This is a genomic window from Hyperthermus butylicus DSM 5456 (genome assembly GCF_000015145.1).
GTDB lineage: Archaea > Thermoproteota > Thermoprotei_A > Sulfolobales > Pyrodictiaceae > Hyperthermus > Hyperthermus butylicus.
The window spans coordinates 1,038,633-1,064,414 of the sequence record NC_008818.1 but is presented as its reverse complement, the minus strand read 5'-3'; the positions used below and the strand labels follow the sequence as shown (position 1 = coordinate 1,064,414).

25 protein-coding genes and 1 tRNA gene are annotated in these 25,782 nt (G+C 55.2%); 10 read left to right on the top strand and 16 right to left on the bottom strand.

The genetic code is table 11. The features are described from left to right. Positions 1-674: 674 nt before the first annotated feature. Positions 675-1,046 carry a hypothetical protein gene (locus HBUT_RS05485; RefSeq protein ID WP_011822211.1) on the bottom strand — a complete coding sequence of 124 codons (372 nt, stop codon included), beginning with the start codon at positions 1,044-1,046 and terminating at the stop codon, positions 675-677. Positions 1,047-1,818: 772 nt separating this feature from the next. On the opposite strand from HBUT_RS05485, the gene HBUT_RS09350 reads away from it, so the two are divergent. Then, positions 1,819-1,950 carry a putative integrase gene (locus HBUT_RS09350; protein ID WP_110138754.1) on the top strand — a complete coding sequence of 44 codons (132 nt, stop codon included), beginning with the start codon at positions 1,819-1,821 and terminating at the stop codon, positions 1,948-1,950. Positions 1,951-1,986: 36 nt separating this feature from the next. On the opposite strand, the gene HBUT_RS05475 is transcribed toward HBUT_RS09350, so the two are convergent. Together HBUT_RS05475 and HBUT_RS08965 are read right to left on the bottom strand one after the other, a co-directional pair. Further along, positions 1,987-2,063: transfer RNA gene (locus HBUT_RS05475), tRNA-Ala, on the bottom strand. Positions 2,064-2,105: 42 nt separating this feature from the next. Continuing rightward, positions 2,106-2,822 (bottom strand): tRNA(His) guanylyltransferase Thg1 family protein, encoded by a 717-nt coding sequence (locus tag HBUT_RS08965; protein ID WP_011822210.1) that lies wholly within the window; start codon positions 2,820-2,822, stop codon positions 2,106-2,108. Positions 2,823-2,996: 174 nt separating this feature from the next. Between HBUT_RS08965 and HBUT_RS05465 the strand changes: the two genes are divergently transcribed. Beyond that, positions 2,997-3,356: a GTP cyclohydrolase I gene (locus HBUT_RS05465; RefSeq protein WP_011822209.1), complete on the top strand. Its 360-nt coding sequence runs from the start codon at positions 2,997-2,999 to the stop codon at positions 3,354-3,356. A gap of 174 nt (positions 3,357-3,530) precedes the next feature. On the opposite strand, the gene HBUT_RS05460 is transcribed toward HBUT_RS05465, so the two are convergent. The 3 genes from HBUT_RS05460 to HBUT_RS05450 all read right to left on the bottom strand — a co-directional run bounded on the left by HBUT_RS05460 (position 3,531) and on the right by HBUT_RS05450 (position 6,602). Next, complete coding sequence (locus HBUT_RS05460) at positions 3,531-4,325, bottom strand: hypothetical protein (RefSeq protein WP_011822208.1); 795 nt, start codon at positions 4,323-4,325, stop codon at positions 3,531-3,533. Between the two features lie 103 nt (positions 4,326-4,428). After that, positions 4,429-5,292, bottom strand: coding sequence for a 7-cyano-7-deazaguanine synthase (locus tag HBUT_RS05455; RefSeq protein WP_011822207.1), 864 nt, complete (start codon positions 5,290-5,292; stop codon positions 4,429-4,431). Between the two features lie 98 nt (positions 5,293-5,390). Continuing rightward, positions 5,391-6,602: a pyridoxal phosphate-dependent aminotransferase gene (locus HBUT_RS05450; RefSeq protein WP_048061493.1), complete on the bottom strand. Its 1,212-nt coding sequence runs from the start codon at positions 6,600-6,602 to the stop codon at positions 5,391-5,393. Positions 6,603-6,946: 344 nt separating this feature from the next. On the opposite strand from HBUT_RS05450, the gene HBUT_RS05445 reads away from it, so the two are divergent. From HBUT_RS05445 to HBUT_RS09555, 3 genes are all read left to right on the top strand, one after another. Continuing rightward, positions 6,947-7,372, top strand: coding sequence for a hypothetical protein (locus tag HBUT_RS05445; protein WP_011822205.1), 426 nt, complete (start codon positions 6,947-6,949; stop codon positions 7,370-7,372). 30 nt (positions 7,373-7,402) lie between these two features. Further along, positions 7,403-7,774: an iron-sulfur cluster assembly protein gene (locus HBUT_RS05440; RefSeq protein WP_011822204.1), complete on the top strand. Its 372-nt coding sequence runs from the start codon at positions 7,403-7,405 to the stop codon at positions 7,772-7,774. A gap of 320 nt (positions 7,775-8,094) precedes the next feature. Next, the gene (locus HBUT_RS09555) at positions 8,095-8,469 is read left to right on the top strand and encodes a hypothetical protein (protein WP_011822203.1); all 375 of its coding nucleotides are present in this window, start codon (positions 8,095-8,097) and stop codon (positions 8,467-8,469) included. Here the strand turns inward: HBUT_RS09555 and HBUT_RS05435 are convergent. Next, positions 8,398-9,282, bottom strand: a complete 885-nt coding sequence (locus tag HBUT_RS05435; protein ID WP_011822202.1) for a M48 family metalloprotease — start codon at positions 9,280-9,282, stop codon at positions 8,398-8,400. The genes HBUT_RS09555 and HBUT_RS05435 overlap by 72 nt on opposite strands. Before the next feature lie 88 nt (positions 9,283-9,370). Beyond that, positions 9,371-10,222 carry a TIM barrel protein gene (locus tag HBUT_RS05430; RefSeq protein ID WP_011822201.1) on the bottom strand — a complete coding sequence of 284 codons (852 nt, stop codon included), beginning with the start codon at positions 10,220-10,222 and terminating at the stop codon, positions 9,371-9,373. Positions 10,223-10,627: 405 nt separating this feature from the next. Between HBUT_RS05430 and HBUT_RS05425 the strand changes: the two genes are divergently transcribed. Then, positions 10,628-10,876 carry a hypothetical protein gene (locus HBUT_RS05425; RefSeq protein WP_048061492.1) on the top strand — a complete coding sequence of 83 codons (249 nt, stop codon included), beginning with the start codon at positions 10,628-10,630 and terminating at the stop codon, positions 10,874-10,876. Here HBUT_RS05425 and mgtE read toward each other — a convergent pair. Next, on the bottom strand, positions 10,873-12,456 hold the full coding sequence (mgtE, locus tag HBUT_RS05420; RefSeq protein WP_011822200.1) for a magnesium transporter: 1,584 nt from the start codon (positions 12,454-12,456) through the stop codon (positions 10,873-10,875). The two genes, HBUT_RS05425 and mgtE, sit on opposite strands and share 4 nt — an antisense overlap. Before the next feature lie 116 nt (positions 12,457-12,572). On the opposite strand from mgtE, the gene pyrH reads away from it, so the two are divergent. After that, the gene (gene pyrH, locus HBUT_RS05415; protein WP_011822199.1) at positions 12,573-13,253 is read left to right on the top strand and encodes a UMP kinase; all 681 of its coding nucleotides are present in this window, start codon (positions 12,573-12,575) and stop codon (positions 13,251-13,253) included. Here the strand turns inward: pyrH and glmU are convergent. The 5 genes from glmU to pdxS form a co-directional block, all read right to left on the bottom strand. After that, complete coding sequence (glmU, locus tag HBUT_RS05410) at positions 13,250-14,578, bottom strand: bifunctional sugar-1-phosphate nucleotidylyltransferase/acetyltransferase (RefSeq protein ID WP_011822198.1); 1,329 nt, start codon at positions 14,576-14,578, stop codon at positions 13,250-13,252. The two genes, pyrH and glmU, sit on opposite strands and share 4 nt — an antisense overlap. An 86-nt stretch (positions 14,579-14,664) precedes the next feature. After that, entirely contained in the window at positions 14,665-15,969 is a 1,305-nt protein-coding gene (locus HBUT_RS05405) for a serine hydrolase domain-containing protein (RefSeq protein ID WP_011822197.1), read from the bottom strand. 604 nt (positions 15,970-16,573) lie between these two features. Beyond that, positions 16,574-17,734 (bottom strand): pyridoxal-phosphate dependent enzyme, encoded by a 1,161-nt coding sequence (locus tag HBUT_RS05400; protein ID WP_011822196.1) that lies wholly within the window; start codon positions 17,732-17,734, stop codon positions 16,574-16,576. Positions 17,735-17,737: 3 nt separating this feature from the next. Continuing rightward, on the bottom strand, positions 17,738-18,346 hold the full coding sequence (gene pdxT / locus HBUT_RS05395) for a pyridoxal 5'-phosphate synthase glutaminase subunit PdxT (RefSeq protein WP_011822195.1): 609 nt from the start codon (positions 18,344-18,346) through the stop codon (positions 17,738-17,740). A gap of 2 nt (positions 18,347-18,348) precedes the next feature. After that, positions 18,349-19,356 (bottom strand): pyridoxal 5'-phosphate synthase lyase subunit PdxS, encoded by a 1,008-nt coding sequence (pdxS, locus tag HBUT_RS05390; RefSeq protein ID WP_011822194.1) that lies wholly within the window; start codon positions 19,354-19,356, stop codon positions 18,349-18,351. 180 nt (positions 19,357-19,536) lie between these two features. Between pdxS and hypE the strand changes: the two genes are divergently transcribed. Next, positions 19,537-20,610, top strand: a complete 1,074-nt coding sequence (gene hypE / locus HBUT_RS05385; RefSeq protein WP_011822193.1) for a hydrogenase expression/formation protein HypE — start codon at positions 19,537-19,539, stop codon at positions 20,608-20,610. A gap of 14 nt (positions 20,611-20,624) precedes the next feature. Next, on the top strand, positions 20,625-21,425 hold the full coding sequence (mobA, locus tag HBUT_RS05380) for a molybdenum cofactor guanylyltransferase (protein WP_194840467.1): 801 nt from the start codon (positions 20,625-20,627) through the stop codon (positions 21,423-21,425). 101 nt (positions 21,426-21,526) lie between these two features. On the opposite strand, the gene HBUT_RS05375 is transcribed toward mobA, so the two are convergent. Next, positions 21,527-21,670 carry a hypothetical protein gene (locus HBUT_RS05375; RefSeq protein WP_153801398.1) on the bottom strand — a complete coding sequence of 48 codons (144 nt, stop codon included), beginning with the start codon at positions 21,668-21,670 and terminating at the stop codon, positions 21,527-21,529. 735 nt (positions 21,671-22,405) lie between these two features. Between HBUT_RS05375 and HBUT_RS05370 the strand changes: the two genes are divergently transcribed. Then, complete coding sequence (locus HBUT_RS05370; protein WP_048061489.1) at positions 22,406-23,584, top strand: hypothetical protein; 1,179 nt, start codon at positions 22,406-22,408, stop codon at positions 23,582-23,584. A 413-nt stretch (positions 23,585-23,997) separates the two neighbouring features. On the opposite strand, the gene HBUT_RS05365 is transcribed toward HBUT_RS05370, so the two are convergent. Beyond that, entirely contained in the window at positions 23,998-25,635 is a 1,638-nt protein-coding gene (locus HBUT_RS05365; protein WP_011822190.1) for an ABC-ATPase domain-containing protein, read from the bottom strand. Between the last annotated feature and the right edge of the window lie 147 nt (positions 25,636-25,782).

The following is a 25,782-nucleotide window of genomic DNA, read 5'->3' as shown; positions in this document are numbered from 1 at the left end:
GTAAAGGGTACTATGTAAAATACACCCACCAATAATACAATCTACAATTTAGTTCCGAAACATAAGAACGCTTTGCATCATATGATATTGGGTAACTTATCCCTACATTCCAGACGAAGGACAAGCAGTTCACACGAAACTATACACATTAGTAATTATCACCTTACAATTATTGCAATACTTAAAAGCGTGGAGCGTGTATTGTGGCTAGGACAGAGTTTGCCCGTTGAGTGAAAACGTGCTATGTCTTAGCTTCTTCTAGGTATGAGGGATAGACCGTTTAGTGAATGAAAGCCTTGATCCGTATTTCAGGGTGCTGGGAGCTATTTCAACGCTTTGTTAGTAAAAAGAGTTGAAGAAACAGACGTAATGGGACACTATAAAGCAGTAGTATAGAGGGTTTGTATTGATGCCAGTTCCAAGTTAAGCACGTAACTGATTATATAGCTCGTTGCGAGCTATGCGGACGTAGCTTCTATTGTATAAACCGCCACCATTATAAAACTGATATAAAACTGATGATGAGGGAAGGCCCCTTGGCAAGAAGCACACTAAAAACTATCTACTTATGTGGAGATATGTGGGGATTGCTTAGTGCAACTTAGAGAAGATGGAGAGATAACCAAAATATTTGAGATCAAATACTATAGGATGAGGCCATTAAAACTGTTGCACTAGAGTTCCATCAGCTTTATGCTCAGTGCATCATTCTTTGGTGCAGCTATGACTTTATCTATGTATTGGATCCAGGTCTCAATTCTTAATAGAGCTTCATATGTTAGAAGCCGGCCTATAGCTTGCTCGCTCACTCTATCGGCTTTAACCTCAACTACTACTGCCTTTCTGCCGTGTATTTCCATTTCTGCAAGATCATCAACAAGTAAGGTACTAACTCTTGTGTCGGGAAACATGCTATACTCCTCTTGCAGCCTGCTAAGCCTATATGCCTGTCTTAATCCACGTGCAAAGAGGTATATGCCTGGTTGTATGTTCGAAGGATCTTTGATTGCTACTATGTCTGCGCGTAGAGGAAACGCTGCAAGCATTACGCTCTTTATTGAATAAGCATATGGAGTTACTGTGGTACGAGGTTTAGCGGTATTAATAAGCTTAACGCCAAGAGGTATTCTATAATGTCTGTGAGGTACTGTGGATTCTCAAGAACAAGCATAAGAAAGCCTACTTGTAGGCCTAGGAACCTAAGCCTCTTCTTACGGCTTTATTTCCTCGGTCTTCTCGTGCCATAAATTATAGTCGCGTTTCCAACCCTTGAGATACCATACAACTTCTCCATTCTTTACAAGAGCTATAACTCCATGTATGTAGACGTTTCCTCTATTTGATTTAAGAGCTTGGGAAACTGTAAGGTCGTGAATCTTGTATTCTGCTTCTCCTAACAAAGTGCTCTTTATAAATAATCTCCTCGTCATTACATCTTAACGGGTAAAGCTCGTAATCTATGCCAATTCTCTCCTTTATCTCCCTAAGCAAGTTTATTATGAGTTCATGCTGATAGCTAAAGTCTTGAAGTATGGAGTTGGGAAGAAGCGTAGAGTCAGTAACATACCTCTCGCAGAAGTAATACCTTATTTTATAGTCTGTAAACATGGTGCCCCTCTACCTAATCCACCTTAATGTGGAATTCTTAACCTCATATAGAGGTGTAACAAAACATGGTAACTTAACTACTTGTGTCCTCAGCTACAAGGAGTTGATTGTAGACTCCTCTTGGCTGCCCATTTCTGCTTGTCAGGGTTAGCTGTCTACGTGTTAACTACATAACAGATGCTTGATGTGCCTCTGATACGGGTCTAGTCCTTGCCTCCCAAGCCTGTAGTTAAGAAGATCAAGGGAAGAATATACGTCTACCCGCAAGGCCGAGAGAATGGTAGAGTAGTCACCAAGTGTGTTGGGCCTCTCGACAGAATCGTGAACGAGCGGCTCATGTAAAAGCAGCAACTAAGCGAAGGAGATTTGAGTAGAGGGTGGTGGACCGGCCGGGATTTGAACCCGGGACCTCTCGGGTGCAAGCCGAGCGCTCTTCCAGGCTGAGCTACCGGCCCACCAATCCATGATTCCTCAGTGTTCTGGTGTGTGGGGTGTTTTTATTCCTTGCCCTCGTTTTCTAGTAGCTTCTTTCTGCAGAGTTCGAGGCCGTCCATTGCTGCTATTCGTCTCCTCAGAGCCATGGTGTTGTTGGATTGTCTTTCGGCTTCTAGGTATGCTATGCAGCTGCCCAGGCTACGCCAGTGCGGCCCCTTGAGGGGGTCGAGGTCTGTCTTCTCTCGTAGTTCGTGTAGCATTACGTGTAGTGGTGGCGTGTACTTCTTGGAGCCTAGGTGTTGGTGGTAGAGTGTTGAGACGTAGTTGTTGAAGCCGACCCGTGCGCGGTAGAGTAGGTAGCGGTAGGCGTCCCGTTTGCTGTAGAGCTTCACAACGCGGGAGTCTAGGAATAGCCTGCGGCCGAGTTCCAGGGATACAGTGGCTGAGGCTATGGCGGCAGATATGCTGGCTAGCTTCTCGACGCGGCCACCGTAGGGGGCCTCGTCTAGGAAGACAATGTTGGCCTCGTCGCTGACCACGTAGCCACAGCAGCCCCCCAGCAGTCTTAGAACCTCCATAACAGCGTGTACCAGTGCGCGGTGCACGCGGAGGTCGCGGGGCTGCGTGAAGCCCTCTAGGCGGTGTCCCCACCCAACACCGTCGAGCCGTAGTGCGAAGGGCGGCTCTACACGGTATCCCTGGAAGAGCTCTCTGCTGCGGTATGTTTCCTCTAGTGCTGCCGGGTTAACAGCTAGAACCTCGTCAAGGGGGCTGTTCAAGGCTCCACAGACACCAGGCCAGAGGGTATGGTGGAGCTAGTCTAATGTAGCGTTATACAGTTCCACATCCATTGTAGCGTTGGCGCCCTGCTTCAAGGCTTGGGAGCGCCGAATGCTGTGCACCTCTAGGGTCATAAGGGGAGCAAGCATTGTTTCCCTGCTTGGGCGGGAACAATGCAGCACAAGGAGCTAAGGGTTGTTGAAGGCGAGGCTTGCGTTGAAAAGGTTGTGCTTACGGGTAGTGTTGAGGCTGTATGCCCGGTTACGGGTATGGTTGACTTGTACAGGGTGATAGTAGAGTATAAGCCGTCATCGGCGGGCAGGGTTTGCCGCTACATTGAGGCTTTGAGCTTTCACTTCTACCTACAGAGCTACAAGGGCAGGAAGATACTGCAAGAGGAGCTGACAGCTACAATTGTCAGGGACTTCTGTGAAGCACTAGGAGGTGGCGAGGTAAAGGTGGTTACCGAGGGGTATCACGGTCCCGTAGGTATGAGGGCTGAAGCATCGGGAAGATGCGGCGGGTCAGCCTAAAAGCAGCTCAGCACCTGCAAAGGGGCTAAGCCAAGGGTGGGCTCATCAGCCCGCTAGAGGCGCGTGGAGGGCTCGGAGCGGCAAGCGCTCCGCAGCCCCGTCCGTGGGGTCGGGTGAAAAGCACCTCCTCACAGCCCGGCATGGTAGTTATACTGTTTCTGCTCCGCATAAATACTAAGCTCCTATGGCCTCAACGGCTTCCTCGGCTAGCTGGCGCTGCACCCTCCACCGCACCCATGGGGGCTCCGCGGGTAGCAGTGCGTCGAGGCGCTCAGCCTCGGTAGGGTCTATGCGCAGGAGCCCCCGGACCAGCAGCCTTGTAGCGAGCTTTGTCGCGGCGTAGGCTATGTATGCACGGTTTGCTCCCTGGGATAGTGCTGTCAACATCTCCCTCAGCGCCCTGTATACAGTTATGACGGCCTCTTTTCCCTTGAGGACTACGTATGGGCCGTGCCTATCCCAGCCGACAAGCCTGTAAAGCATATGCATAGTCCGGGCGGGAAGCGCCACTATGAGGAGGCCACGGTGGAGCATTGTTGCTAGTAGCCCGTTCCAAGCTGCGCGGTGGACGAGCCAGGTAAGTCCTGCCTCAAGCCTGGGGTTTCTCTCCCTGGCTATGGGCTCGCCGAACTGTACCACCTGGAGGCTCACGCCTCTACGGTATACGTAGAGTATCGATGTCTTCTGGGCTCCGGCCTCCCTCGCAACTGCGGCCACCCAGTCAGCCACAAGGCCAGCCTTGCTGGGCTCAAGGGGCTTCCTACCTGCATGAAATACGGCTAGTTCGCGGGCGAGGAAAAGTATGGGGAGCGCAACCAGCCCGGCCACGGCGGCGAGGAAGAAGGCGAGCCCAGTGGGCTTTCCAGCAGCGACGAGCAATGCGCCAACCATGACGGCGACTACTAGCGCGCCGATGTCCGGTCTGGGCGGCGTTAAGGGGAGCTCCTCTCCGCGGCTGTATTGCTGCACCCTTGACCCTCCGTTCTGAGCCAAAGAGGTGGGGGCCTAGGGTTTGCTGTGCCCCCAGTCTGGATTCTAGTAGTGGTCCGGTTGGCCCCCATAAACCTAGCCCTTAGGATTCCCTGGCACGGCTGCAGCTGCGATGCACGTAGACTCTAACGCCATCGATTACCCTTTCCTCGAACTCGCTCGGGTCTCCTGGCGGGTGCAGGTAGGGGGTGCAGTCGGGTATCCCAGCCTCCTTGAAGGCGCGGTGCCTGTTTCTGCAGCTCTTGCAGCGGCCGCAGTGGAACCTGCCACTCTCGTAGCAGCTCCAAGTCTCGTAGATGAGATTGCCTATCAGCTGGTAGGTGCGCTTCAAGTTTTCAGCCTTGGTTAGACCCTCCCTGGACGGGCTCCATACCTCTATTCTTCTGCTGCCGCGGAAGTGGCATAGCCTAAACGCTGTCTGCAGCGCCTCGATGCACTCGGGGCTGCAGTCGGGGTAGAGTGGCTCCCAGGTATCGCTCCGGGGTGCGATGTCGTTGTAGTGGGCGCCATAGGCCACGTAGATGTTCTCGCCGGAATAGCGCTCAGCGAGGCTGTAGGCGTAGGCCGTGGCGATGGATAGCATTACGACGTTCCGTATCGGTACCACGACGGTGGGCTGGTACTCCTCCTCAACTTTCACGGTCTCATCGGTGAGCTGTGTGCCTCTCCACAACTCCCTCATAAACGACATGTCGACTACACGGTGCTCTAGGATGCGGCCCCAGCCTGGCCGCGAGGAAGCCATCTCGTTTATCCTTGCTAGGAGCTTCTCCGCAACCTCCAGCTCCTTGCTACCCTTCTGGCCGTAGTTGAAGCTCAGCGCGTGAACCATACACCCCCTAGCTAGCCACTGCACCATGTACCCTGTGCTGTCCGGGCCACCGCTCACAACTGCTACTACACGGCACGGCTTACGAACCACTGGCTCGACGCCGCGAGCAGACACCTATTGTCACCCCGGCTATCCTACTATGCAGCTTGTCAACAGTCGCCATTGGAGGGGAGGGGTTGCCTGGCGCCTTAATTACGCCTATCCTCCCCCGCTTATCTCTTCGCCTTCTCCTCCAGGAGGTTCTCGACCTCCTCCCGGAACCTCCTCATGCCCTCCCTTATCCTCTCTGGCCGCAGCGCATAGCTAAGCCGTACATGCAACGCCCCGGCCTTGTCGGGGAACACGCTGCCCGGTATCATTACGACGCCCCTAGAGTAGATCATGTGTTCAACCAGCTCCTCAACAGTCATGCCGAGCTGTTCTACCAGCCGGGCAAGCCGAGGGAATACGTAGAACGCGCCCTGCGGCTTGTAGGTCTCGACGCCGGGTATCTTCGAGAGTTCCTCGACCATGATGTCGCGGCGCTGGCGGAACTCCTCAACCATTTCCCGGACCGGCTCCCACGGACCCCGTAGCGCGGCTACGCCAGCGCGCTGGCTGATGCTCGGCGCGCAGCTGTACACGTTCTCCGCTATAAAGCGGAGCAGCGGGATGAGCCTCCGGTCGGCTACGAGCCAGCCAAGCCTCCACCCTGTCATCGAGAATGTCTTAGAGTGTCCGTTAACATAGAGAACAACATCCCTCCATCTGGCGGACTCGAGGACGCTGCGGAACCTGCCCTCGTAGACGAAGTTGTCGTATATCTCGTCAGCCAGTACTGCTATGCCCCGCCGGGAGGCGAGTTCAACAAGCTCTTCGACAGCCTGCGCGTTGAACACTGTCCCGGTGGGGTTGTGTGGGTTATTAAGCACTATCATTTTCGTACGCTCTGTCAGCCTCTCCTCCACAGCTGAGACGTCGAGTTCGAAGCCCCTACCAGTCCAGCGGAGCGGCACGAACACCGGCCGAGCGCCGAGGATACGGGCTGTTGAGGCGTAGGAGGGGTAGCTAGGCTCCGGTATCAATACCTCGTCGCCAGGCCTCAGCACAGCGGCCATGGCCACGAACAGTGCTGTTTTAGCTCCAGTCGTAACGATGACCTCGTCGGCCGAAACACCCGCCCCATACCGCTCGTTCAGATAATCTGCTATTGCCTTCCGAAGCTCGGGAATTCCTTGAGTCTCAGTATACCCTGTAAACCCCTCCTCAAGAGCCCGTATACCAGCCTCAACAATATGCGGAAACGTAGGCGCGTCGGGCTGTCCAACACCGAAACTAATGACGTCGAGGCCACGCGCGGCGGCCTCCCGAGCCTTAGCAATAAACGTCAACGTAGTAGCACGTCCAGGCAACACCTCGGAACGAACAATATCATGTAGCGCCAAGCCCTGGCCAGCCTCCAGGAGGGATTATGGGAAGGAAACGCGATGCCTACTAATACCTTAGCCGTAGACCAGCCACGGAAAACCCAGACAAGGGACCCCATTAGAGAGACACTAGTAGTCCTCCATGGGGGTGAGCGAGGCCTTAACAACTGATCAATAGGTGTGATGAGGGACGCCCATAGGCGACCCCACACCACAGGGCGCTCAGACGCTGGGGGCACAATCGTGCAAAATAGCAGCAGTTAAACCCGCGAAGCTGCTCCTGCCCGAAACCCCTAGCCTCATGAAGAGGCATACAGAAGACCTAAGGCTGCAACCCAGCATTCTCCCCGGGGAGGAGAGCTATGGACAACGTGGAGAAGCTGGCTCGGCTTCTCGAGAAAGCGCTTAGGCCGATAGCTGAGGCGCTCGGAGCAAGCATGGACGAGATAGAAGACCTCGAAATAGACACCTACGGCCCCAGAATAATCATCCAGTTCAAACCGTCCTCTGCCACGGTGAGAACAGTCTTTATAGATGCAAGTCCTGATGGCGTAGAGGCAGTTTACACGGCACAGGTAGCAACGGGCAAACAGAAGCATCAACTTGAGGAAGCAATAGCGCAGATCATAGAAACAGAGGACACGTACCAGGCAGTAGAAGAGTACGACGTATCATATAACCCCGAAACAGGCGAGGTAACCATAACACTGACGGCCAAGATCATACCGGAACTGCCCAGCATCCGTGACGTCGAGAGACTTCTAGAGAAAGCACAGCTCAAAACCTAGCAACTCTACAGAAGTATATAGGTGTCAAGCTTGCCTCTGTTCAGCTGGCTGAGTAAGATTACCTCCAGGAACGAGCATCAACAAGAGTCGCAGAAGCAGCCTAAGGCTGAGCTAGCACCTATTTTCCATAGAGCTGAAAGCGTCCTACGACAGGTAATAGTTCCCGGATTTGACGCAGATATAGTTAGCCTGGGTGTTGTCAGGAAGCTAAGGTTGTCGGGGGACACCCTTGTGGTATTCGTAGACTATACAGGTACAGATCCTTCATGCTTCTTCTGTAGATTCATCAACAACCAGTTATGGAGAACTATACTCTCCAAGGCCAAGAGCGCCTTACACGAAGCAGGCTTTGATAAGGTAGTGTTCATAGACTACCGGACGGGGCTTGAAATAGAACTCTAGCAGTACAAAAGACGTAGTTGTATCCCCCTTTTGTCCACGTAGCTTTCTGGCGTGGCTAGCATAGAGGTTGAGCGCCTTATGGCTACACTATACGTATTGGGGTAGAGTGTTGGTGGAAATGGTGCTGCTACAGTCTTGAAGGAGTGTTTTTGAGGAGCCGTGGATTGTGAATGGCTGTATTTTTAGCTTGCTCGTGTGCGTAGCCTAGCGGCCTAGGGGCTACTGTGCAGTGTTTGGGGTTGGTGTTACCTGGTTATTTATGGTGGCGTGGGGGTTGCAGTGGGCTCTGTTCCGTCTAGTGTTCCCGTCGGGGCTGCGGGTTGGAGGCAAGCATCGTATCTCGCAGCATGAGCAGCTTCTATGGACTACCCCTTGACCATGTTGCTGCTAAGGTTTGCTGTGCTGATACTGCAGGAGTCGAATTTGAAGTTGAGGGCGATGTGTGGCTCCGGCTTGAGCGTGAGCTTTCCGGGTCAAGGTTCACTGGGAGAGTCTGTATAGTCTACGAGTCGGGTTACCAGGCTGGCCTAGTACTGGTTGACGGTGTGGTATTTGGGGCGTATCTCGAGGCTCCAGATGGCGGTGTCTCGATGGGCGAGCAAGCTGTAACCGTGGTCGAGGCGTTATGGGGCCCAGCCACTGTTAGGTTCTGGCCGGCTAGTCTTGAGGAGCTGGAAGCGGCTGAGCAGCCATAGCCTAAGGCATGGCGGTGGATGGGGGTTAATGAGGAAGGGGCCTCGCGCCCTTCTTGGCCAAAGCGTTTTCACTAGCACCCGGTAGGCTTTTGCTGGCGTTATCATACATGTTCTCCAGCCAGCTAGTGCCGCGAGTGTGTCAAGTGCAGCTTGTACACTGCAGATTCTCGCCGAGTGTAGGTCCGCGAGGTGCTCCCAGGACCAGCTATAGACCGTCCATGCAATGGCCAGGGAGGCTACTAGGAGTAAGGTACTCGCTATCCAGGCTGGTGTCAGCATGGCTGATGAGAGTAGAACCGTGAGAGCTGTTGCAGCAGCTGCTGTTGGGGCTAGTGCTGCGAGCTGTACGGGAACCGGGTGGAACGCTTCCAGGTGCCCCTGCTCATGGGCTATCATGACGCAGAGACGGTGAACTGGTGCTGCCAGAGCGCGGGTTGAAAGGTAGACCCGGCCGAGCACTGCTACGCTAAACGCCGGGATGGGTATGTCGACTAGTCTGGCACTAACCCTCACACCATGATACCAAGCCTCAACTATGCCGCTCGGCCGGAACAGCATCCTAGCCACCACAGCTACAACAATTGGCGCTGCAGCCGCCGCGACAACAGCCTCTACCAGTATATCACGTGCAATCCGTGCTAGTAGGACGAGCCCGGTAATTGGCACCGATGTGGATGCGATGGCGAGGAGTCTAAGCTGCCGAGTGCAGGCCCGTATATTCCTGCAGCTAACGACTATCCTGCCATAGACTGCTGGGAGTGTAAGGCTATACGCTGCAAGTACTGCTAGCAAGTGGACAGGATAGCCTCCCAAGACTCTACTAGGCACCCCTAAGGAGCCTATAGTAGCCACGTACTTGGACGAAGGTAAAAACGGTAGCGGAGCCCGGCTGTGTCTAGGTTTACCCTTCATCTTCGCATATCTTCTTCATAACAAGCGCGTCCTGCTCAAGTATGGGGCTTTCAGATATCACTACTGCCTCTATGCCGAGATTCTTGTATGCTCTGCACACTATCCTCCAGTCAGGACCGTACTCCCCCTCCGCCAAGGTGTGGTGCTCCTTTTCGCCGCCCTCCCCGTACCCTATCTTACTGAAGTGCGTGTGTAACGGCTTGACCGCCCAGGTGCCTAGCTCCCTCTCAATGTACTCTACGATCCTGACAACATCGTCGACGGATACCACGTGTTTGCCGAGGCTCCTAGCGTGAATGTGGGCCCAGTCTACAGCTGGGCGTGCGTGGCGCAGCTCCCTACAGATAGCCACGACCTCCTCGACGCTCCCAACTTGTGCTGTCCTCCCAGTCGTCTCGGGGGCTATCCAGACACCCTTGATGCCCTGCTGCTCTATGTACTCATCCACGCTGCGTAGATTCTCAATGGTCCTCTGCAGGGCCTCCTCGGGGCTACTGTTGCCCTTGTAGTAGCCGGGGTGGAAGACAACAGCGTAGGCGTTCATCCAGCTTGCCGCCCGGACAGAAGCTATGAGCCTCTCACGGCTCTTCTCCACGGTCTGCTTGTCGGGCGAGGCAAAGTTAATGAAGTAGGGGGCGTGCATAGAGACTATGACCCCGTACCTCTCCGCGGCCTCTGCTATCGCCCGTGCCTTGGCCTCGCTTATTCTTACACCGCGCACAGCCTCATACTCTATAGCATCCAGGCCCATCCCCGCTATGACCTCTATAGCCTTCACGTAGTCGCCACTCTTGAGCGTAGTTGGTTTCCCAGCGGGACCAAAGTGGAGCCTCCTAGCCATAGAGTGGCTCACCGATAAGGAAGGGGTTACCGCTTGGGAGGGTTTAACGGCTTGTAGGGGCTCAGCGGGTCCGTTCACACCATCCCCCATAGGAGGGGTCGTGCCCGCCACACTCCTCACAGCCCCTACAGCCTGGAACCAACCGGAATTAACAAACTAGCCGCGAATATTATAAAAGACTGTGAAAGCAATACTTAGGACATTGTAGTACCTTCATTTGTTATGCATGCATATTTTTTCGAGAGGTATTTTATTGACGTTAATAACGATAATATAGTGTAATATTCTGATTTCTCTATCGCTGTCTTCTTGACGCCTCAAGGAGCCCATCTGACCAACCTATATAAGGGATAAATATACATGCCCTAATTGGTCCCAAAGTCCAAACGGGGCAAGGGTGAAAACATGAAGGTAATTGTACGCATTGCTTTAGTAATGCTAGTAATCGGGATACTTGTAGGGAGCGTAGTACCTGTATCTGCTAGTGTGGATGTACAAAACATGGCCTACTCAATAATTCAGAAAGAAGGGGGAGGCTATGTAATACGAGCTAAGGTTCCATCGAAGGAGCATGCAATACAACAACTACATACTCTAATGAATGCAATGACTAAGACTGGAAGTATTAGTCTATATTTATACGTTGAGGTCTAGGTTATTCCTAGCATTTTTGAGGCTAGTGTAAAGTAGACTGCTATGACTGTTACATCCATTATCGTTGTTATTAGGGGCGAGGATAGCGTGGCTGGGTCTGCTCCCAAGCGCCGAGCTAGTATTGGGAGTAGGGAGCCTATGAGGTCTGCTAGTACTACTACTATGAAGAGAGTTGCTGCTATCGCCAAGCCTAGTCTCACGTTGTAACCCCCTATGATGTAGGCTATTGTGAAGCCTATCGAGGAGAGTATTGCTGCTATCGTAGAGGCAGCTGCTAGTTCCTTCAACACTATGTATGCTACGTCTATTCTGCTACGCTCAGAGACCTCGCCAAGGGCTAGAGCCCGTATTATCATGCTGCTCGACTGGCTTCCAACATTGCCACTCGTGTCCATTATGAGTGGGAGGAATGCAGCTAGCACTGCCACCCTTGCTATGAGGTCTTCATAGCCCTTGATTATGCTGGCTGTAATGCTTTCCATTAGGTATATGAGGATTAGCCAGGGGAGCCGGAGTCTGACAAGATCCAGGGGCGAGGCATAGCGGTACCTCTCCCGGGGTTTCTCCATTGCCGCCAGCTTTGCTATGTCCTCTCCAGCTTCCTCAGCCAGGATCCTCGCTGCATCTTCCAGGGCTACTATGCCGAGGAACCGGCCATCGTTGGAGACCACGGGGAGCCTGCTGATATCGTAGCGTAGCATCATCCTTGCGGCCTCCTCCCTATTGACCATGGGGCTGACAGTGGCTCTGGGGCGTAGCGCCAGCTTCTCAAGCTGGTCGCCAGGCTGCGCTCGCAGCAGCGCGTCCACAGGAACTAGGCCCACCAGCCTGCCCTCAGAGTCCACTACAACAACTGTGTCGCGTATTGTGTAGCTGCCGCTCCGCAGCTGCTGCAGCGCACTCGCCACGGTATCGTCGGCCCTTAGCACGGGGACGCTCGTAGTCATTATCGCGCCAGCTGTCTCGGGAGGATAGCGCAGCAGCTCGGCGAGCCTCCTCCTAACCTCCGGGGGGAGCCGACGTAGAACCTCGTTCCTAGCCTCCTCCGGGAGCTTTCTCAGCACCTCACCCGCATCCTCAACGGGCAGCGTAGCTATTGCACGTGCTATCGCATCTGCAGGTAGGGCTTCGGCTACTTCCCCCGCTACGCCTTCATCGCCGTGAAGGAGTATTGATGCGAGAGTGCCAGGCGTCAGGAGGCCATAGATCCTCCTTCTCTCGTCCTCAGGGAGGACCGAGATAGCGTCGAGAAGGTCTACTGGCTCGACGTAGAACTCTAGGAGGCTGATAATGCCGGGCCGGTCGCGTATAAACTCTGCCAGGACTTCGGCTGCACCCGCTCCCAGCTCGGCTGCGCGGGCCTCTACAACCTCCCTAATCCTCGAGGCTACGGCTTCGGCAAGTTCATCGGGTTCTCCTCCATAGTCTATGATGAATAGGAGGTGCGCGGTATCATCCACTGTGTAGCCGAAGTTTGTAATAATGTTCGCGCCGAGCTCCCGAAGCACACCCATAATCTCTGCTAGGAGGCCCGGTCGATCCCTGGCTTCGATGTAGAGTACCAGCCGCAACAGCGTCACCGTAGCTCCTCTAGCTCCGCCTATACTACCGGACGGGGCTGGTCACTTTACGCCCGCTGTTTGCTGTAAGGGTTTTAGGGCCCTATCCAGGTAGAGCCAACACGTCTGGGTGGCCGGTGCCGAAGGGCCCCGTAGTCATCAAGGTTAGCGGAAAGTATGTCAACCCGGAGAAGCCCGGGCTCGTTAAACGCTACGCCCAGGTCCTCCATGAGCTACATAGCGTGGGCTACCGGCTCGTAGTAGTCGTCGGCGGTGGTCCCGAGGCTAGACGCTACATTGAAGCTGCCCGGGAGCTGGGGCTGGGGAAGAGCTTCCAGGACATCCTCGGCATAGAGGCCTCCAGGCTCAACGCTCGGCTCCTAATCTACGCGCTGCACCCCAACGCCTACCCGGAGCCCCCGAGGAGCATCTGGGAGCTGCTCGAAGCATACTCCACCGGGCTCATAGTGGTGGCTGGCGGGTTCCAACCTGGCCAGAGCACCTCCGGCGTAGCAGCCCTCGTTGCTGAAGCCATCGGGGCAGAGCTTCTCGTACTTGCAACCACGGTTGACGGCGTATACACGGCGGACCCCGCCGTGGATAAGTCTGCACAGCTGATACCGAGGCTAAGCTATGAAGAGTTTCGCAGGGTTGTAAGGCAGAGCATGAGCCCCGGCCGCTACGAGCTACTAGACCCGGTAGCAATATCGATTGTTGAGAGGAGCAATATACCGGTAAGAGTAGTTAATGGTTCGGATCCGGAGAACGTGAAAAGGGTAGTGCTTGGAGAAGAGCTTGGCAGCCTAATAACAGGCTAGTACCTACGGCTACGCCGCAGGTGTTCTGGACAGCCAACACGCTCTGCTATATCAACATACTCTACTCCGCCGCCAGGCTTAGGCCTTGCTAGCACACAGTCCGGCACATCCTTTGCCACAGTCATGCCGGGGTAGACCCAGCTGTAGGCTCCTATCCTTAAGCCCGGAAGTGTCGAGACATTGATGCCTGTCTGTGCATAATCGCCGATTATTGCGCCGAGCTTGTTTCTCCCAGTATCCACCAGTTTCCCCTTAAGCCTCATCCTGACTGTTGCATGGTCGAAGCGGAGGTTCGCAGTCACCGTGCCAGCGCCGAGGTTTACGCCTTCGCCGAGGATGCTGTCGCCCACATAGTTTAGGTGTGGAGCCCGGGCACCCCTCATGAGTATTGATGCCTTAACCTCGGTGTGTGTTGCAGCCCTGCTGCCCGGGTGGAGGAAGCTCCACGGCCTAATCCTGGCAAAGGGGCCCACCTCGCCCTCTATCCACGCGGGCCCCTCCACGTAGCTGTAGCTCCTCACAACAGCGCCCCTGGCGACGTAGACGGGACCTTTCAGAGTTGCCCCGGGCTCAACCTCGCCCTCAACCAGGGGCTCCCGGAGCCCCGGGAAGCGCTCCTCCCAGACAGCACGATAGGCGTCAAATAAGTCCCATGGCCTCCCCACGTCCATCCATAGCCAGTCTCCAGATACCACCCTGAGGCAGGCCTTCCCGGCAATCCGTGCCACGGCATCGGTGAACTCTAGCTCGCCCCGGGGACTCGGCTTCAGGACTTCGAGGGACTCCTCGAGAATCTCCCTGGGCAGCAGGTAGACTCCAGTGTTCACCAGCTCTCCCGGCTTGGCGTCGGCTGGCTTCTCCACGAGCCCCGAGAGGCAGCCCCTACCGTTAACCCTTACCACGCCATAGTCCCATGGTCTCTCGTGCCTCTTGGCGGCTAACGCAGGTGCACCAGCAGCAGCCACGTCCTCGAGAAGCTTGCCCGACACTAGGAGGTCGCCATAAACGATGAGGACCTCGTCGACGCTACGGGGCAGTTTCTCCACTGCTGCGCGGACAGCATCACCGGTACCCCGGGGACTCTCCTGCACAGCGTAGATGACGCTGTAGCCTTTCTCCTCTAGGTGCCTCTTAACCGTGTCGCCAGCCCAGCCCGGCCCTACGACGACCACGAAGCCGTCGACTAGCCGTCTAAGCTGTCCCATGATTCTCGATAGTAGTGTCTCGCCGCCCGGTAGGGGTAGCAGTGGTTTGGGCCTCGTGGAGGTTAGAGGCCAGAGCCTCTCCCCACGCCCGGCGGCCAATACTATGGCGTAACGGGACATGTTAGACACCGCCGGCGGCACTGGCCTCGGCCACTTTTACGAGGCGGTACCTCTCGTAGATCAGCTCAACCTTGCCTGTTTCCGGGTCAACGGGTGAACACTGCCTTCATTCTCCGGCCGCCACGGTATACGGTGTACTCGTAGACCGGCGGCTCTATGCGCTCTGGCACCATGACCTCCTGGAGTCCCGGCCGGCTCAGACTCTCTATGACCAGGGCGTCACCCAGGGCTTTGACCCGGAACCTCACCGTGCCCTCGTAGCCATGGTAGATACCCTCGAGCTTCTCAGCAGCCTCCTCAGCCCTCACCATTGGCAGCACATGGTAGTCAATCCCGGCAGCGTCAGCGGCCAATGCCATGCCTATAGTTGTCGCGCCCGGGTCAGCGTTGGCCAGCACGCTCACAATAACACTCTTGCCGCGGATGTAGCCGGCAAAGCCCGTGTGCACGTAGACGCTACCACTATGGCCTACGAGGCGTCCACCGGGGAACCCATCGTATATTATGAGGCCTAGGCCGTAGCTGTCGTTGCCCCATATCTGGCTCGGTAGCTGGACCCTCGGTTTCTCCATCTCCTCCACACTGCTAGGCGACAATATCTCGGTGTCACCTAGCCTCCCCCTGTTAGCGAGCATTGACATGAACTTTACGAGGTCTAGCACGGTGCTATAGGCTCCACCATCAGCTGTTATCCCAGTGGGAATCATTGCTGGCTGTGGCGGTGTCGTGGATGCATCGTAGGGGGTTGCATATAGAGGGGAGGACTGGGCCCTAGAGGCGTCAAGGGTTGACGAGGACATGCCCAGTGGCTTGAAGATGTTCCTCTCCACATACTCCTCGAATTTGACGCCGGAAACTCTTTCGATGATAACGCCAAGCGCTACATAGCCCTCGTTGAGGTAGAAGAACCTCTCACCAGGAGTCGCAACAGCCCAGCGCCGTGCTCCACGCTCAAGCCATTCAAGCACAGCCATGGGCTCAGAGAATGGAAGCCAGCGTCTGTCAAGCCCCAGGTACCCGGTCAGAAGGGCCTCGGCATAGCCAAGCGCGGGTATGCCGCTAGTATGGCTGAGCAGGTGCCATATCCGAACCGGCTCACCGCGCACACGCAACTCTACAGGGAGATACTTATCGGCCGGGTCGTCAAGGCTGAGCTTTCCGGCCTCGACGAGCTGCATGACGGCAACAGCTGTAATGGGCTTTGTTATGGAAGCGATACAGTATATCGTGTCGGGCGTGGCAGGCAACCCCTTCTCAAGGCTACGGTAGCCGAAGCCACGCGCATAGATATCATTGTTGGCATTCACGGCGAGGCTGAGACCAGGCGTCATAGTTTTGGACATTCGCCTAACAACATATCCTAGAACGTCGCGGGAAGGAGGTAAAGGCAAGACCCAGCCACCCGCCCCGGAGACACTACACGGGTAGCTCCAGGGTTAAGAAAGTGGACTATACCCCGGCCACATACCGTACATCCTCACGAAGAGCTAGGCAAACCCCACCAGCAATTTTTGAAGAATACACAGCGAGGAAGTAGAAGATAGTACAACGGATCAGGCACCCCCTGCCCGAGAGATGCGTGGACTTCTCATAGTTGCTTGGGGCTCGGCCCACCCCTAGCGGCCATCATAGCCCAGAGGGAGGGCTCATCAACTGTATGCGGGGCTCACTCCTCACAGCTCCATGCCTCCAACCACTATAGTCATAGTAGTATTGTAATCGATCCCCCTACTTCCTCCTATCCCGCCGATATTTAGGGCTTCAACGTAACAAACACCTAGTCCACAGGCTAAGAAACACATTGACTACCACGGCCTCCATGTCAGAGCCCACACTAGTCTTACCCGGTCACAGCTTGTCCTAGAAAGGCCTGGAGTTCACCACAGCTGTGCATTCTTTCGCATTATTCCCTCGTGCATTGTTGGCGTTCAATGGATGCTATAGTGCTAGCGATCCTCCGAATTCATGGCTAAGCGTATCCTACTCAGGTAGACGCTATGTGCACAGCTTGTACAGCTTTATTCTGCGTCTACCCTTCATTACATACCTGCTACAAACTATGCCTTCAGCTTCCAGTGTTTCAAGGGCTTTGTATATTCCCCGTAGACTATAGGTTCGCCCGAGGGCAAGCCATAGCTGATATGCTGTTACCTCGCCGTGTAGCTGGAGGGCTCTCCGAATCTCGTTGTTGAGCTGGGAGCCAGGCCTCCTAGCAATTCCCAGGTGTCGAGGGTTTAGAGAGCTTGTTATAACAGCTACGCCCTCACCCAGATTGAGTGCAGCAGCATAAGCTGCAGCCGAGAGGGGTTTTACTCGTAGTCCCCGCCGCGAGAGCTCTACAAGCGCCTTTACGACCTCTTCGGAAGATACATACTCAACCTTAACCTTGATGGGCGCATATCTAGCTAGCTCGGGCTCGCCAGAACCCTCCACAGCAGCTGCAACAACCTCGTAGCTTGCATCGATACCTGCCATGTTAGCCTCATAGAAGCCTTTAGCTATAGCTAATGCTAGAAGACCCGTCTCGGAAGGAACTATTACTCTTGACGAATTGGGTCTAGCTTCCACAATCTCGTACGCTATTGTTTTTAGTCCCTCTATCGTCAGCGGGCTCAGATAGTCCAGTAGGCTAGTGTTGTTCAAGTTTGTTGCATCGCTGCTAAATACTATGTCGACACCAAGCCTGTCAAGGATTATTACGTCACTTGGATTAACAGTTCTCGGATCAGCTACCACACGCACCCCAGTAATGCCACGCAGGTAGAGTGAAAGTGATACAGTGTAGTCTTCCGTGTAGGGTATCGTCACCATGCTAGGATGATTACGGGTACTAGCTATGAAGCTAGCTACAAGAGACGAAGCTCTATCAGCATAGCTTCCTGTAGGATTCCTATTCTCCAACTTAAGGAGGACTCTATCTTTAACTCTCCTAAGTGGGGTATAGCCTTCACTAAAGCTTACAACACGTTCTACTGGTGGAAGCATGTGCCGGTAACGCCACATACTAGGTGTGTCGTGATCTACTCTCCATTCGAACTCCTTGAGAGCCACTATCATGTTGTATCCGCAGCGTGGGCAGCGGGGCAAAACAACATTGTGAAGCTCGTAGCCGCACCGTAGACACTTGCTTGCGATACCCTCCAACCTAAATGTCAAGGTCTAGAAGGCCCTCCCCTTGGCTGCAGCTACTAGAAGCTTGTGGAGCTTACTGTCGCCTGTTATCTCTGGGTGGAATACAGTAGCGATTATTGCCTTTTGCCTAGCGGCTACTGTAACTTCCCCCAGCAGGGGATGGTTCAGCTTTGCTATGGGTCTAGCCTCTCCCCATGTCTCCTCAATTATTGGTGCTCTTATGAAGGCTGCGTGAACAGTACCTACACCTTCAATGTGCACTTCTGCCTCGAAGGAGTTCATCTGTCTGCCAAACGCGTTACGTAGAACAGCTATATCCATAACAGCTAGTAGGGGCTGCTCGACGGGGCCTACAACCCTATCACGAACCTTTTTAGCTAGCAGTATGCTTCCAGCACAAGTTCCAAGTACGGGTAGGCCTGCCCTAATCCTGTCCCGTAGAGGCTCTAGGAGTCCCCTACGCTCTATGAGCCTTCCTATGGTTGTTGACTCTCCGCCAGGTATAATCAGCGCATCTATGCTTTCAAGCTGCTTCTCCGTCTTAACAGGTACGGCTTCAACGCCTTCAATTTCTCTTAGAAGCTCTATATGCTCAATCCAGTCCCCCTGCAGCGCGAGAACACCTACTACAACCATGGCTACTCACCTCTAATCTGCAACAGCTCTTCGGGCTTGAGCCTAGTAATGTCTATACCCGGCATCGCGTTCCTCTCTGAAACCATCGACTGGGCTTCCGCAACAGTCTCGGGGTCGTCCCAGTATGTCGTCGCTAGGACTATCGCTTGTGCCCTCTGTTCAGGATCACGGCTCTTGAATATCCCTGAGCCCACGAAGACGCCGTCTGCACCAAGCCACATCATTAGAGCAGCATCGGCAGGGGTGGCTATCCCTCCGGCAGCAAAGTTTACCACTGGAAGCCTGCCAAGCCTAGCTGTTAGCAAGGCTAGCTCAAATGGAACGTTATTACTCTTCGCGTAGAGCCTTATGGCTTCGATATCCCCAGCTTTATAGTAGCCTCTAAGCACTGCTATGTCGCGATTTACAGCTTTCATGTGCCTAACTGCCTCGGCCACATTACCGGTTCCAGCTTCACCCTTAGTCCTTATCATGGAGGCACCTTCCCATATCCTTCTCAGAGCCTCCGGAAGAGACCTTGCACCGTTGACAAATGGGACACGGAATTCCCACTTCCATATATGGGCCTTCTCATCAGTAGGTGTGAGGACTTCACTCTCATCTATAAGGTCGACACCTATCTCCTCAAGCAGCTTTGCCTCCCAGTAGTGGCCTATCCTACACTTGGCGGAAACAGGTATCGTAATAGTCTCCATAACGGCTCGTATAACGTTGAGGTCAGCCGTCCTAGCCACGCCTCCCGCCTTCCTCACATCATATGGAAGCTTGTCTAGAACCATGACTCCAACCGCACCAGCATCTTCGGCTATCTCGGCTTGCTGTTCATTGGTTACATCCATTACTACGCCCCCTTTAAGCATGGAGATAAAGCCATAGCGTACTAGTGGTGTAGCAGTGCGAACAGGTATAACTTCCAACCCATTCTCCATAGCCCTATCACGGGCCTCTAGAAGGCTGTATATCAAGTCTCGAATCTTCTCAAGCACGGCATACGAGTCGATCAGCTTCAAAACCTGCACACACCCCGGAAGGTTTTCAGCCCAGATAAGGGGCTAGATGTCGCTGAAGGGCTTAGAGCCTAGCTGAACGTTCAACAGACACAGCATCATCGCATATACTGCTATGCTTCTAATTTTTCTAGCCGTGGTAAAAGTTTTCCGCCCCCGCTGTCTGGAGATCTATTATGGTGAATGTACTTGGCTAGGGGTAAGAGCTGGCGTGTTCTCTGGAAATTCATAACACTGGCCCATGGTAGTGGTGGACGGGAGACTGGAGAGATCGTTGAGAAGCTTATCAGGCCGATGGTGCCCGAGGAGCTGTGGAGGGTTGAGGGTGGCTGGGGCCTCGATGTCCTGGATGACTCGGCGTTGATACCGTTGCCCGACGGTCGATACTTGGCATTCACAGTTGACTCCTACACTGTCAAACCGCTATTCTTCCCTGGCGGCGACCTGGGCAAACTTGCTGCTAGCGGTGTTATCAACGACCTACTCATGGCTGGGGCAAAGCCCCTCGCTGCGGTTGACGCTGTTGTCGTTGAGGAGGGGTTCCCGGTAGAGGATCTGGCGAGGATACTTGAGAGCCTAGCCTCAACGCTTGCAGCTAACAAGGTTGCACTAATAGGTGGCGATTTCAAGGTGGTTCCAAAGGGTGACCTGGACGGAGTCATAATAACAATGGCCGGTGTCGGGGTGGCGGAGAAGCCCATAGTGGATACCAGGATACGGGATGGCGATAAGATAGTGGTATCTGGCTACCTTGGCGACCATGGTGCTGCAATACTCTCGGTCCGTGAGGGTATCGGGCTTAAGCTAGAGGTTGAGAGCGATGTTAAACCCCTCACAGACCTAATGATACCACTCATAGAACGGTATGCCGACTACATACACGCTGCTGGCGACCCCACACGGGGTGGTCTCGCGATGCTACTCAACGACTGGGCTAAGAAGAACGGTCTGGTAATAGCAATCGATGAGGCCAAGATACCTGTCAGGGAACAGGTTAGAGCTTACGCAGAGCTGCTTGGCGTCGATCCGTTGGCTTTGGCGAGTGAGGGTGCTGCCGTGCTAGCTGTGGACCCATTAATGGCAGAAGAGGTTGTCGAATTTATGAGGAGTCTCGGGTACGAGGAGGCAACAATCATAGGCGAGGTCAGGGTGCCAAGGCAGGAGCGCCACCGGGGCCTAGTGATAGCGAAGACTATGGCTGGCGGGTTTAGGATTGTCGAGCCGCCGAGCGGCGAGCTAGTGCCAAGGATATGCTAGTTAGGGGAACAAGCGTGGTTCTTTTCAACGCCTACATACTCGCTGGTGGTGAGGGACGCCGCTTCGGCGGGGATAAGCTTGCAGCGCTCGTGGACAGCGTAGCCTCCATAGCACGCTTGGCGGATGCGGCATGGCGGGCTGGTGCAGCGGCGGTCTACGCGGTGACGAGGAGCGTTGAACGCTGCAGGACGTATATGAGCCTGGCGAAACTGACGAGCTGCCTCTACGACGAGCCCCCACTACCTGGCTGCGAGGGGCCAGCAGTAGCCATCTACACCGCGCTACGCCACGCGGCAGAAGCTGGTGCGAGAGCAGTCATACTCCCCGGTGATGCGCCCTGGCTAACATGGCTTCAGGTGTGGAGCCTCCAGGCATACGGGCTCGGCGTAGCAGACGCCGCCACGATAATACATGGGGACGGATATCTTGAATCCCTAGTGCAAGCCTACAACCCTGACGCAGCAGCGAGAGCTGCAAGAGCAATTACTGGATGGTGTAAGGTAAGGGGCTACGCGAGGGCTACCGACCCGCTACGAGCCCAGCCAACGATAGCCCTCATAGGCTCTGGGCTAACAGCATACACAGCTACAGCTTATGCTCACATAAACACGAGGGAGGTTATTAGGACTAGGCAGCCAAAGAACCCCCTCTCCAACAGCACAGTCATAATTGTAGAGGCTGGTGTAGCCCCAGACAACCCTAGTATGTGCTGGCTGCTGTGCCGCGAACTGGAAACCTACACGTTGCACGGTATAGAGCAGCTCGCGCGCCAAGCACGCCAAGACTTTGAAGTCCTTTGCAGCAAGGACAAATAGCAGCCCACTAGCCGTGGCGAGAGTATGTAAAGCCAACAGCTTAGAGGCCTGAAAAAGCCGTTGTTCCCGGCGATGCGAATGCCAAGTAAAATGTGCAGTGCTTAGCTGTTCTTGCTTACCCCAGCTTTCTCCTGCTCAGCCCTCATCTTTTCAAGGTAGAGCAGTGCCGGCAGCAGAATGTTGACAGCATCATCCATGGTTCTTATTATATGGCCCATATCGGGTATAATGTGTGCTTCAAACAAGGCATAGAACCTATTTAGTGGTTTGATTTGCTCCTCCACTTACTAGTCCCCGTCTTGTATAGTGTGTGGTGCTCCGTATCATCTTCGGCAGTGTTGGGGCCCATGGTCTCTGATTTTGCTCGTTTTTTGTATGGGCCTGTGGTTTCCTCACAGCTAGACTCCATGGTTAGCACTATACACCCTGCACCATCCATTATTACTGATCTCAGTGCCTCAATGTACTCCCCGGCCCGATCCTCAGGTATCTAGGCCCTGCACTAGAAGCTCCACCGCATACTCTTCAAGGCCTAGCCCGGGTTTCTCGGACACCCGGCGGGCACGCTCCACGAGAGAACGCGGAGTAGCTGTGGTAACGGGCGTGGCTTGAGCACCCAAGCCACTCTATAGTTGTTGTCCTAAACGAAGTTGTTCCCATCCATCTCTGCTATTTTAGTGCATGTAGAGCACCTAGTTCTGTGTTCGTAGAGTCTTATTTCAGTATAGTTGATAGCTCTTGGTGTTGCGGGTATATAGGGCTTGGCTTGTCTGTTATCTGACTGGGCCGGTGAGGTGCTGGGATCAACGTGGCCTACATCGTCGGGGTAGTGTGCCTAAGCCCCGCCACCCAGGGCGGGGCCGTGAGCGGGCCTGCCGCCTCCGAGGCCCCACTGTCGCGGTGATGAGGGGTAGCAATGCCGAGCCGTGCAGGGGGCTGTGGGGAGCCCTAGTGTGGCTGATGCCCGGGGGTGCCAGGTTGTGCTTCGCGAGTTCCTTGTGAGAGGTGTTGTTGAGGCTTATCGGCCTATTGCCGTGCTTCTTGAGACCCGGGAGCTTCTCGCCTCACGTCTTGAAGGACGCGAGCTCGGCGAGGTTTTGAGTGACGAGTCTGTCACGGTCATGCTTCTGGCTGGGCTGCGGCCTAGTTATCGTGGCGATGCATACCCTGGGGGTAGTCTTGCCAGGTTCTACCGCGATGTGCTCGGGCTTGGTCTATCTATGCCGCGTAGAGTGGCTGCACGGCTCTCCGACGGGGTGCCCTTGTCTCTTGCTGGTCGTGGTGTGAGGGTAAGGGCTAGCAGTACCAGGCCCCTGGTGCTGCTTGGGGCTATCCGTGGACTCCTCTCCAGGCTTGCTGGACAGCTTGGCATTGCGCTTGGGGAGCCCGGCGAGGTCGATACCGACGACCCCTTGTGGGGGCTCAAGCTTCTGGGTGAAGCTCTCAAGGCCCTGGCTGGGCTTGTGCCGCCCTACTCCCGCGAGGCCATGTTGTTGGCAGGCTCCCGGGCTGCATTGGGGGAATATCTCGAATCCTACGGTGTCCTCGGGGAGCTTGTGGAGCTAGGCCTAGAGCTTGTAGGGGATGGCTTCTACCGGGTGCGCAAGGGGTCGCCCCTGGAGACCTACACATGCCTCTACCATGCTGTGTGGAGGCTAATGCAGCTACGCGAAATCCAGGCATTCTACGCCGTACCCGACCCCGCTGCTGAAGCGGTAGAGAGGGCCTACAGAATACTCGGCCGTAACGGTTACAGGGTTCTGGAGGCGTTATCGATGGGTGCTAGGATACAACAATGCATGGAGACGCCCGGCACATGCAGCATCGACCCGCCATGCATGCCGCAGGGTTACCGCTACCTAGTGCTTGAAGCAGAGGCCCGTGACGGAAAGCTAGTATTTGGTGGCTCGGAGCACCCGCTGGACAATGTTTTCAACGCACTACAGCTACTCGCCCTCCATGGACTTGCTTCAGTAGAACCAGCCGGCGATAACAAGGTAGTGATTGGCTATGCCTTCACACCCTACCCGCCACTAGAGCCCGAACAGCCCAAAGAAACACTCCGGGAAGGAGAGCCCACAGTTCAACCACCGACAAGCATAAGTATAGGTTCTCAACCCTCTGCTACCCGGGTGGGACCCCCGGAATCCCATCAGTAAACTCTACCAGGAAGAACGACGAACTCCTTCCAGTCGCCACAGCAAACCTCTTTTAGCCATTATGGCTGTGCAGACATCCAAGCGCGTCCTAGCCGAGGACGAACTTCTACATAGTAATAAGGATGGACCGGGAACAAGCTCCGAATAAACAAGTGGGGGACCGCTGTCCCTCCTTCACCTCCAGCGGGCGGTTATGTGGGGCGAGGCGGCTAGGTTCCCCCAGCATCTCATGAACCGGCTGCGAGATGCCGTGGGCACCTTGATCCGTGCCGGTTCCGGCAACTCGGGGCCGGCTGGCGATCTGTTGCAGTCCTGCGGTCTCTGCCGGTTTTGCCGTATTTGCGGGGCTCCTAGCCACCACCCGATAGGGCTGAGGGGGCCGGAAGGGGTCCCATCCCCTGCGTGCTCGCCCTCTACATTGTTTTTCCCATCCTTACCCCTGGTATCCGGTTCAGCATGTGGACCAGGTCTAGTCCTCTTACCTCGGCGTAGTCTGGGCCTATATCTCTGCCTAGGAGACCAGCGAACCCCTCCTCCTCCAGCGTCTTGTCCAGCCACTCGGCTATCCCGCGCAACGTCATACCTCTCAGAGTTTGCAGCCTGGCAGCTAGGGCTGCCAGTAGACGGAGCTGACCCTCCTCTACCAGCTGCTCGTTTGACTCTAGGTTGAGGGGGCTTGGCAGGTTCCGGGCTACGAGCCATGTCTCCCGTATCCTGGGCTTCTCGAGGCGCGGCGCCTCCACGAGCCTCCGCGGGCTTGGTGGCTTGTAATCGGCCCCGCCGGGCTGCGTGGCGAGCTGTTTTGCCTCCCTGGTTGCGTCCCGGGGCCGGTAGTCCTCCATGACGACCACGGTGTCGGCTGCCGCTAGTAGTGGTGCTGAGCCGCTCGAAACTATGACTAGGGAGACTCCCTTCTCAGACATTGACTTTGCCTGCTCAGCTATTGTCGTCACTGTCTTCCTCCTTATGAGTGATGCTGAGCGCTCATCGTAGAATAGGAGATTCGTAGCCGACGTATCCTCGTCAATCAGTATCGCTTCAGCGCCAGCCTCCACTGCCTCCTGGACGGCTGCAGCCATGCTCGTGGCGCCGCTCGCGTCCCAGGTTGTAAAGCATGATGTGTCGATTCTCGCGGGGAGGGAGTGTATGAAGGTTGAGATGTCTACGCAGCTCACGTACCTACCGTCCTCAGCTCTAACCTTAACCGTGGAGCGTAGCGAGACCACCCTCTCCCTGCCATCGCCTGGCACGTGGTTGTAGATACCGTACTGTATCGCTTCTAGTAGTGTTGTCTTCCCGTGGAACGCTGTGCCGGCGATAACGGTTACGCCGCGGGGCACACCCATACCCGTAACGGCGCCAACACTCGTCTCTATCTCTACTCGGAGGCTGGGAGGGGACTCGAAGGGCACAGCACCGGGCAGAGGGTCCTCGCAAGTGCCGCAGCGCCTGGGCAATATGCTGCCGTCGCCAACAAATGCTACGAGCCTGTAGCGAGGAAGACTCGACCGCAGCTCCTCCTGCAACCGCCAAACCCGGATATGCTCCTCGAGATCTCGGCCCCCGAGCCCCTCCACCACACGCCTAATCGCTCTTGGAATCTTCTCCAGGAGAAGCTCCATAGCGGCATTGCCGAGTACCCGGCGGCGCCTCGACGGCAGTCCAACCCAGATACGGGCAATGAAGCGCCCGTCACTGCTAACTTCTAGCCCGCTGCGCCTCAGCATAACCGGCGACGGCCTAGGCACGCTCAGGAACCCGCTACGGCCCTCTCCCATCCTCTCAGCTGCTGAGCGTAGGGCACGGTAGAGCCGGCGGTAGAGATAGTCCGCCAGCGCTACGGGGTGCTCCAGGGCCCAGTCTGGCGCCTCAAGCCTACCCATTACGTGGACTACGCTTGGCGGAGCATAGGGGTCCGGTTGCACACGCACAACCCGTATCTCGAACCCATCTACACGCGTAATGCAGCCCTTGAGCTCCCGGTAAGCCCTATACCCCCTACCGTCAAGCCTGCGCAGCAGCCTCTCGAGACCACACTGCCGAAACGCCAAATCTTCCCCATACCTCCACGCCCTACACTATACACTATGGGCTGGAAAACCCTCCCCTATCACGGGCGGCTAGCGGCAGACCGTAACACAAAAGTAAAACATCTAACTTGTTGAGACGTTGGTATTGTATGGGTTCCCTTATTATCC

Excerpts from the sequence above, each read along its gene's own strand:
- pdxT (WP_011822195.1), bottom strand. The coding sequence starts at position 18,346 with ATGGTTGTAGTAGGTGTTCTCGCGCTGCAGGGGGACTGGATTGAGCAT.
- HBUT_RS05425 (WP_048061492.1), top strand. The coding sequence starts at position 10,628 with ATGAAGGTAATTGTACGCATTGCTTTAGTAATGCTAGTAATCGGGATA.
- HBUT_RS05445 (WP_011822205.1), top strand. The coding sequence starts at position 6,947 with ATGGACAACGTGGAGAAGCTGGCTCGGCTTCTCGAGAAAGCGCTTAGG.
- glmU (WP_011822198.1), bottom strand. The coding sequence starts at position 14,578 with ATGTCCCGTTACGCCATAGTATTGGCCGCCGGGCGTGGGGAGAGGCTC.
- hypE (WP_011822193.1), top strand. The coding sequence starts at position 19,537 with ATGTACTTGGCTAGGGGTAAGAGCTGGCGTGTTCTCTGGAAATTCATA.
- HBUT_RS05430 (WP_011822201.1), bottom strand. The coding sequence starts at position 10,222 with ATGGCTAGGAGGCTCCACTTTGGTCCCGCTGGGAAACCAACTACGCTC.
- HBUT_RS05485 (WP_011822211.1), bottom strand. The coding sequence starts at position 1,046 with ATGCTTGCAGCGTTTCCTCTACGCGCAGACATAGTAGCAATCAAAGAT.
- HBUT_RS05465 (WP_011822209.1), top strand. The coding sequence starts at position 2,997 with ATGCAGCACAAGGAGCTAAGGGTTGTTGAAGGCGAGGCTTGCGTTGAA.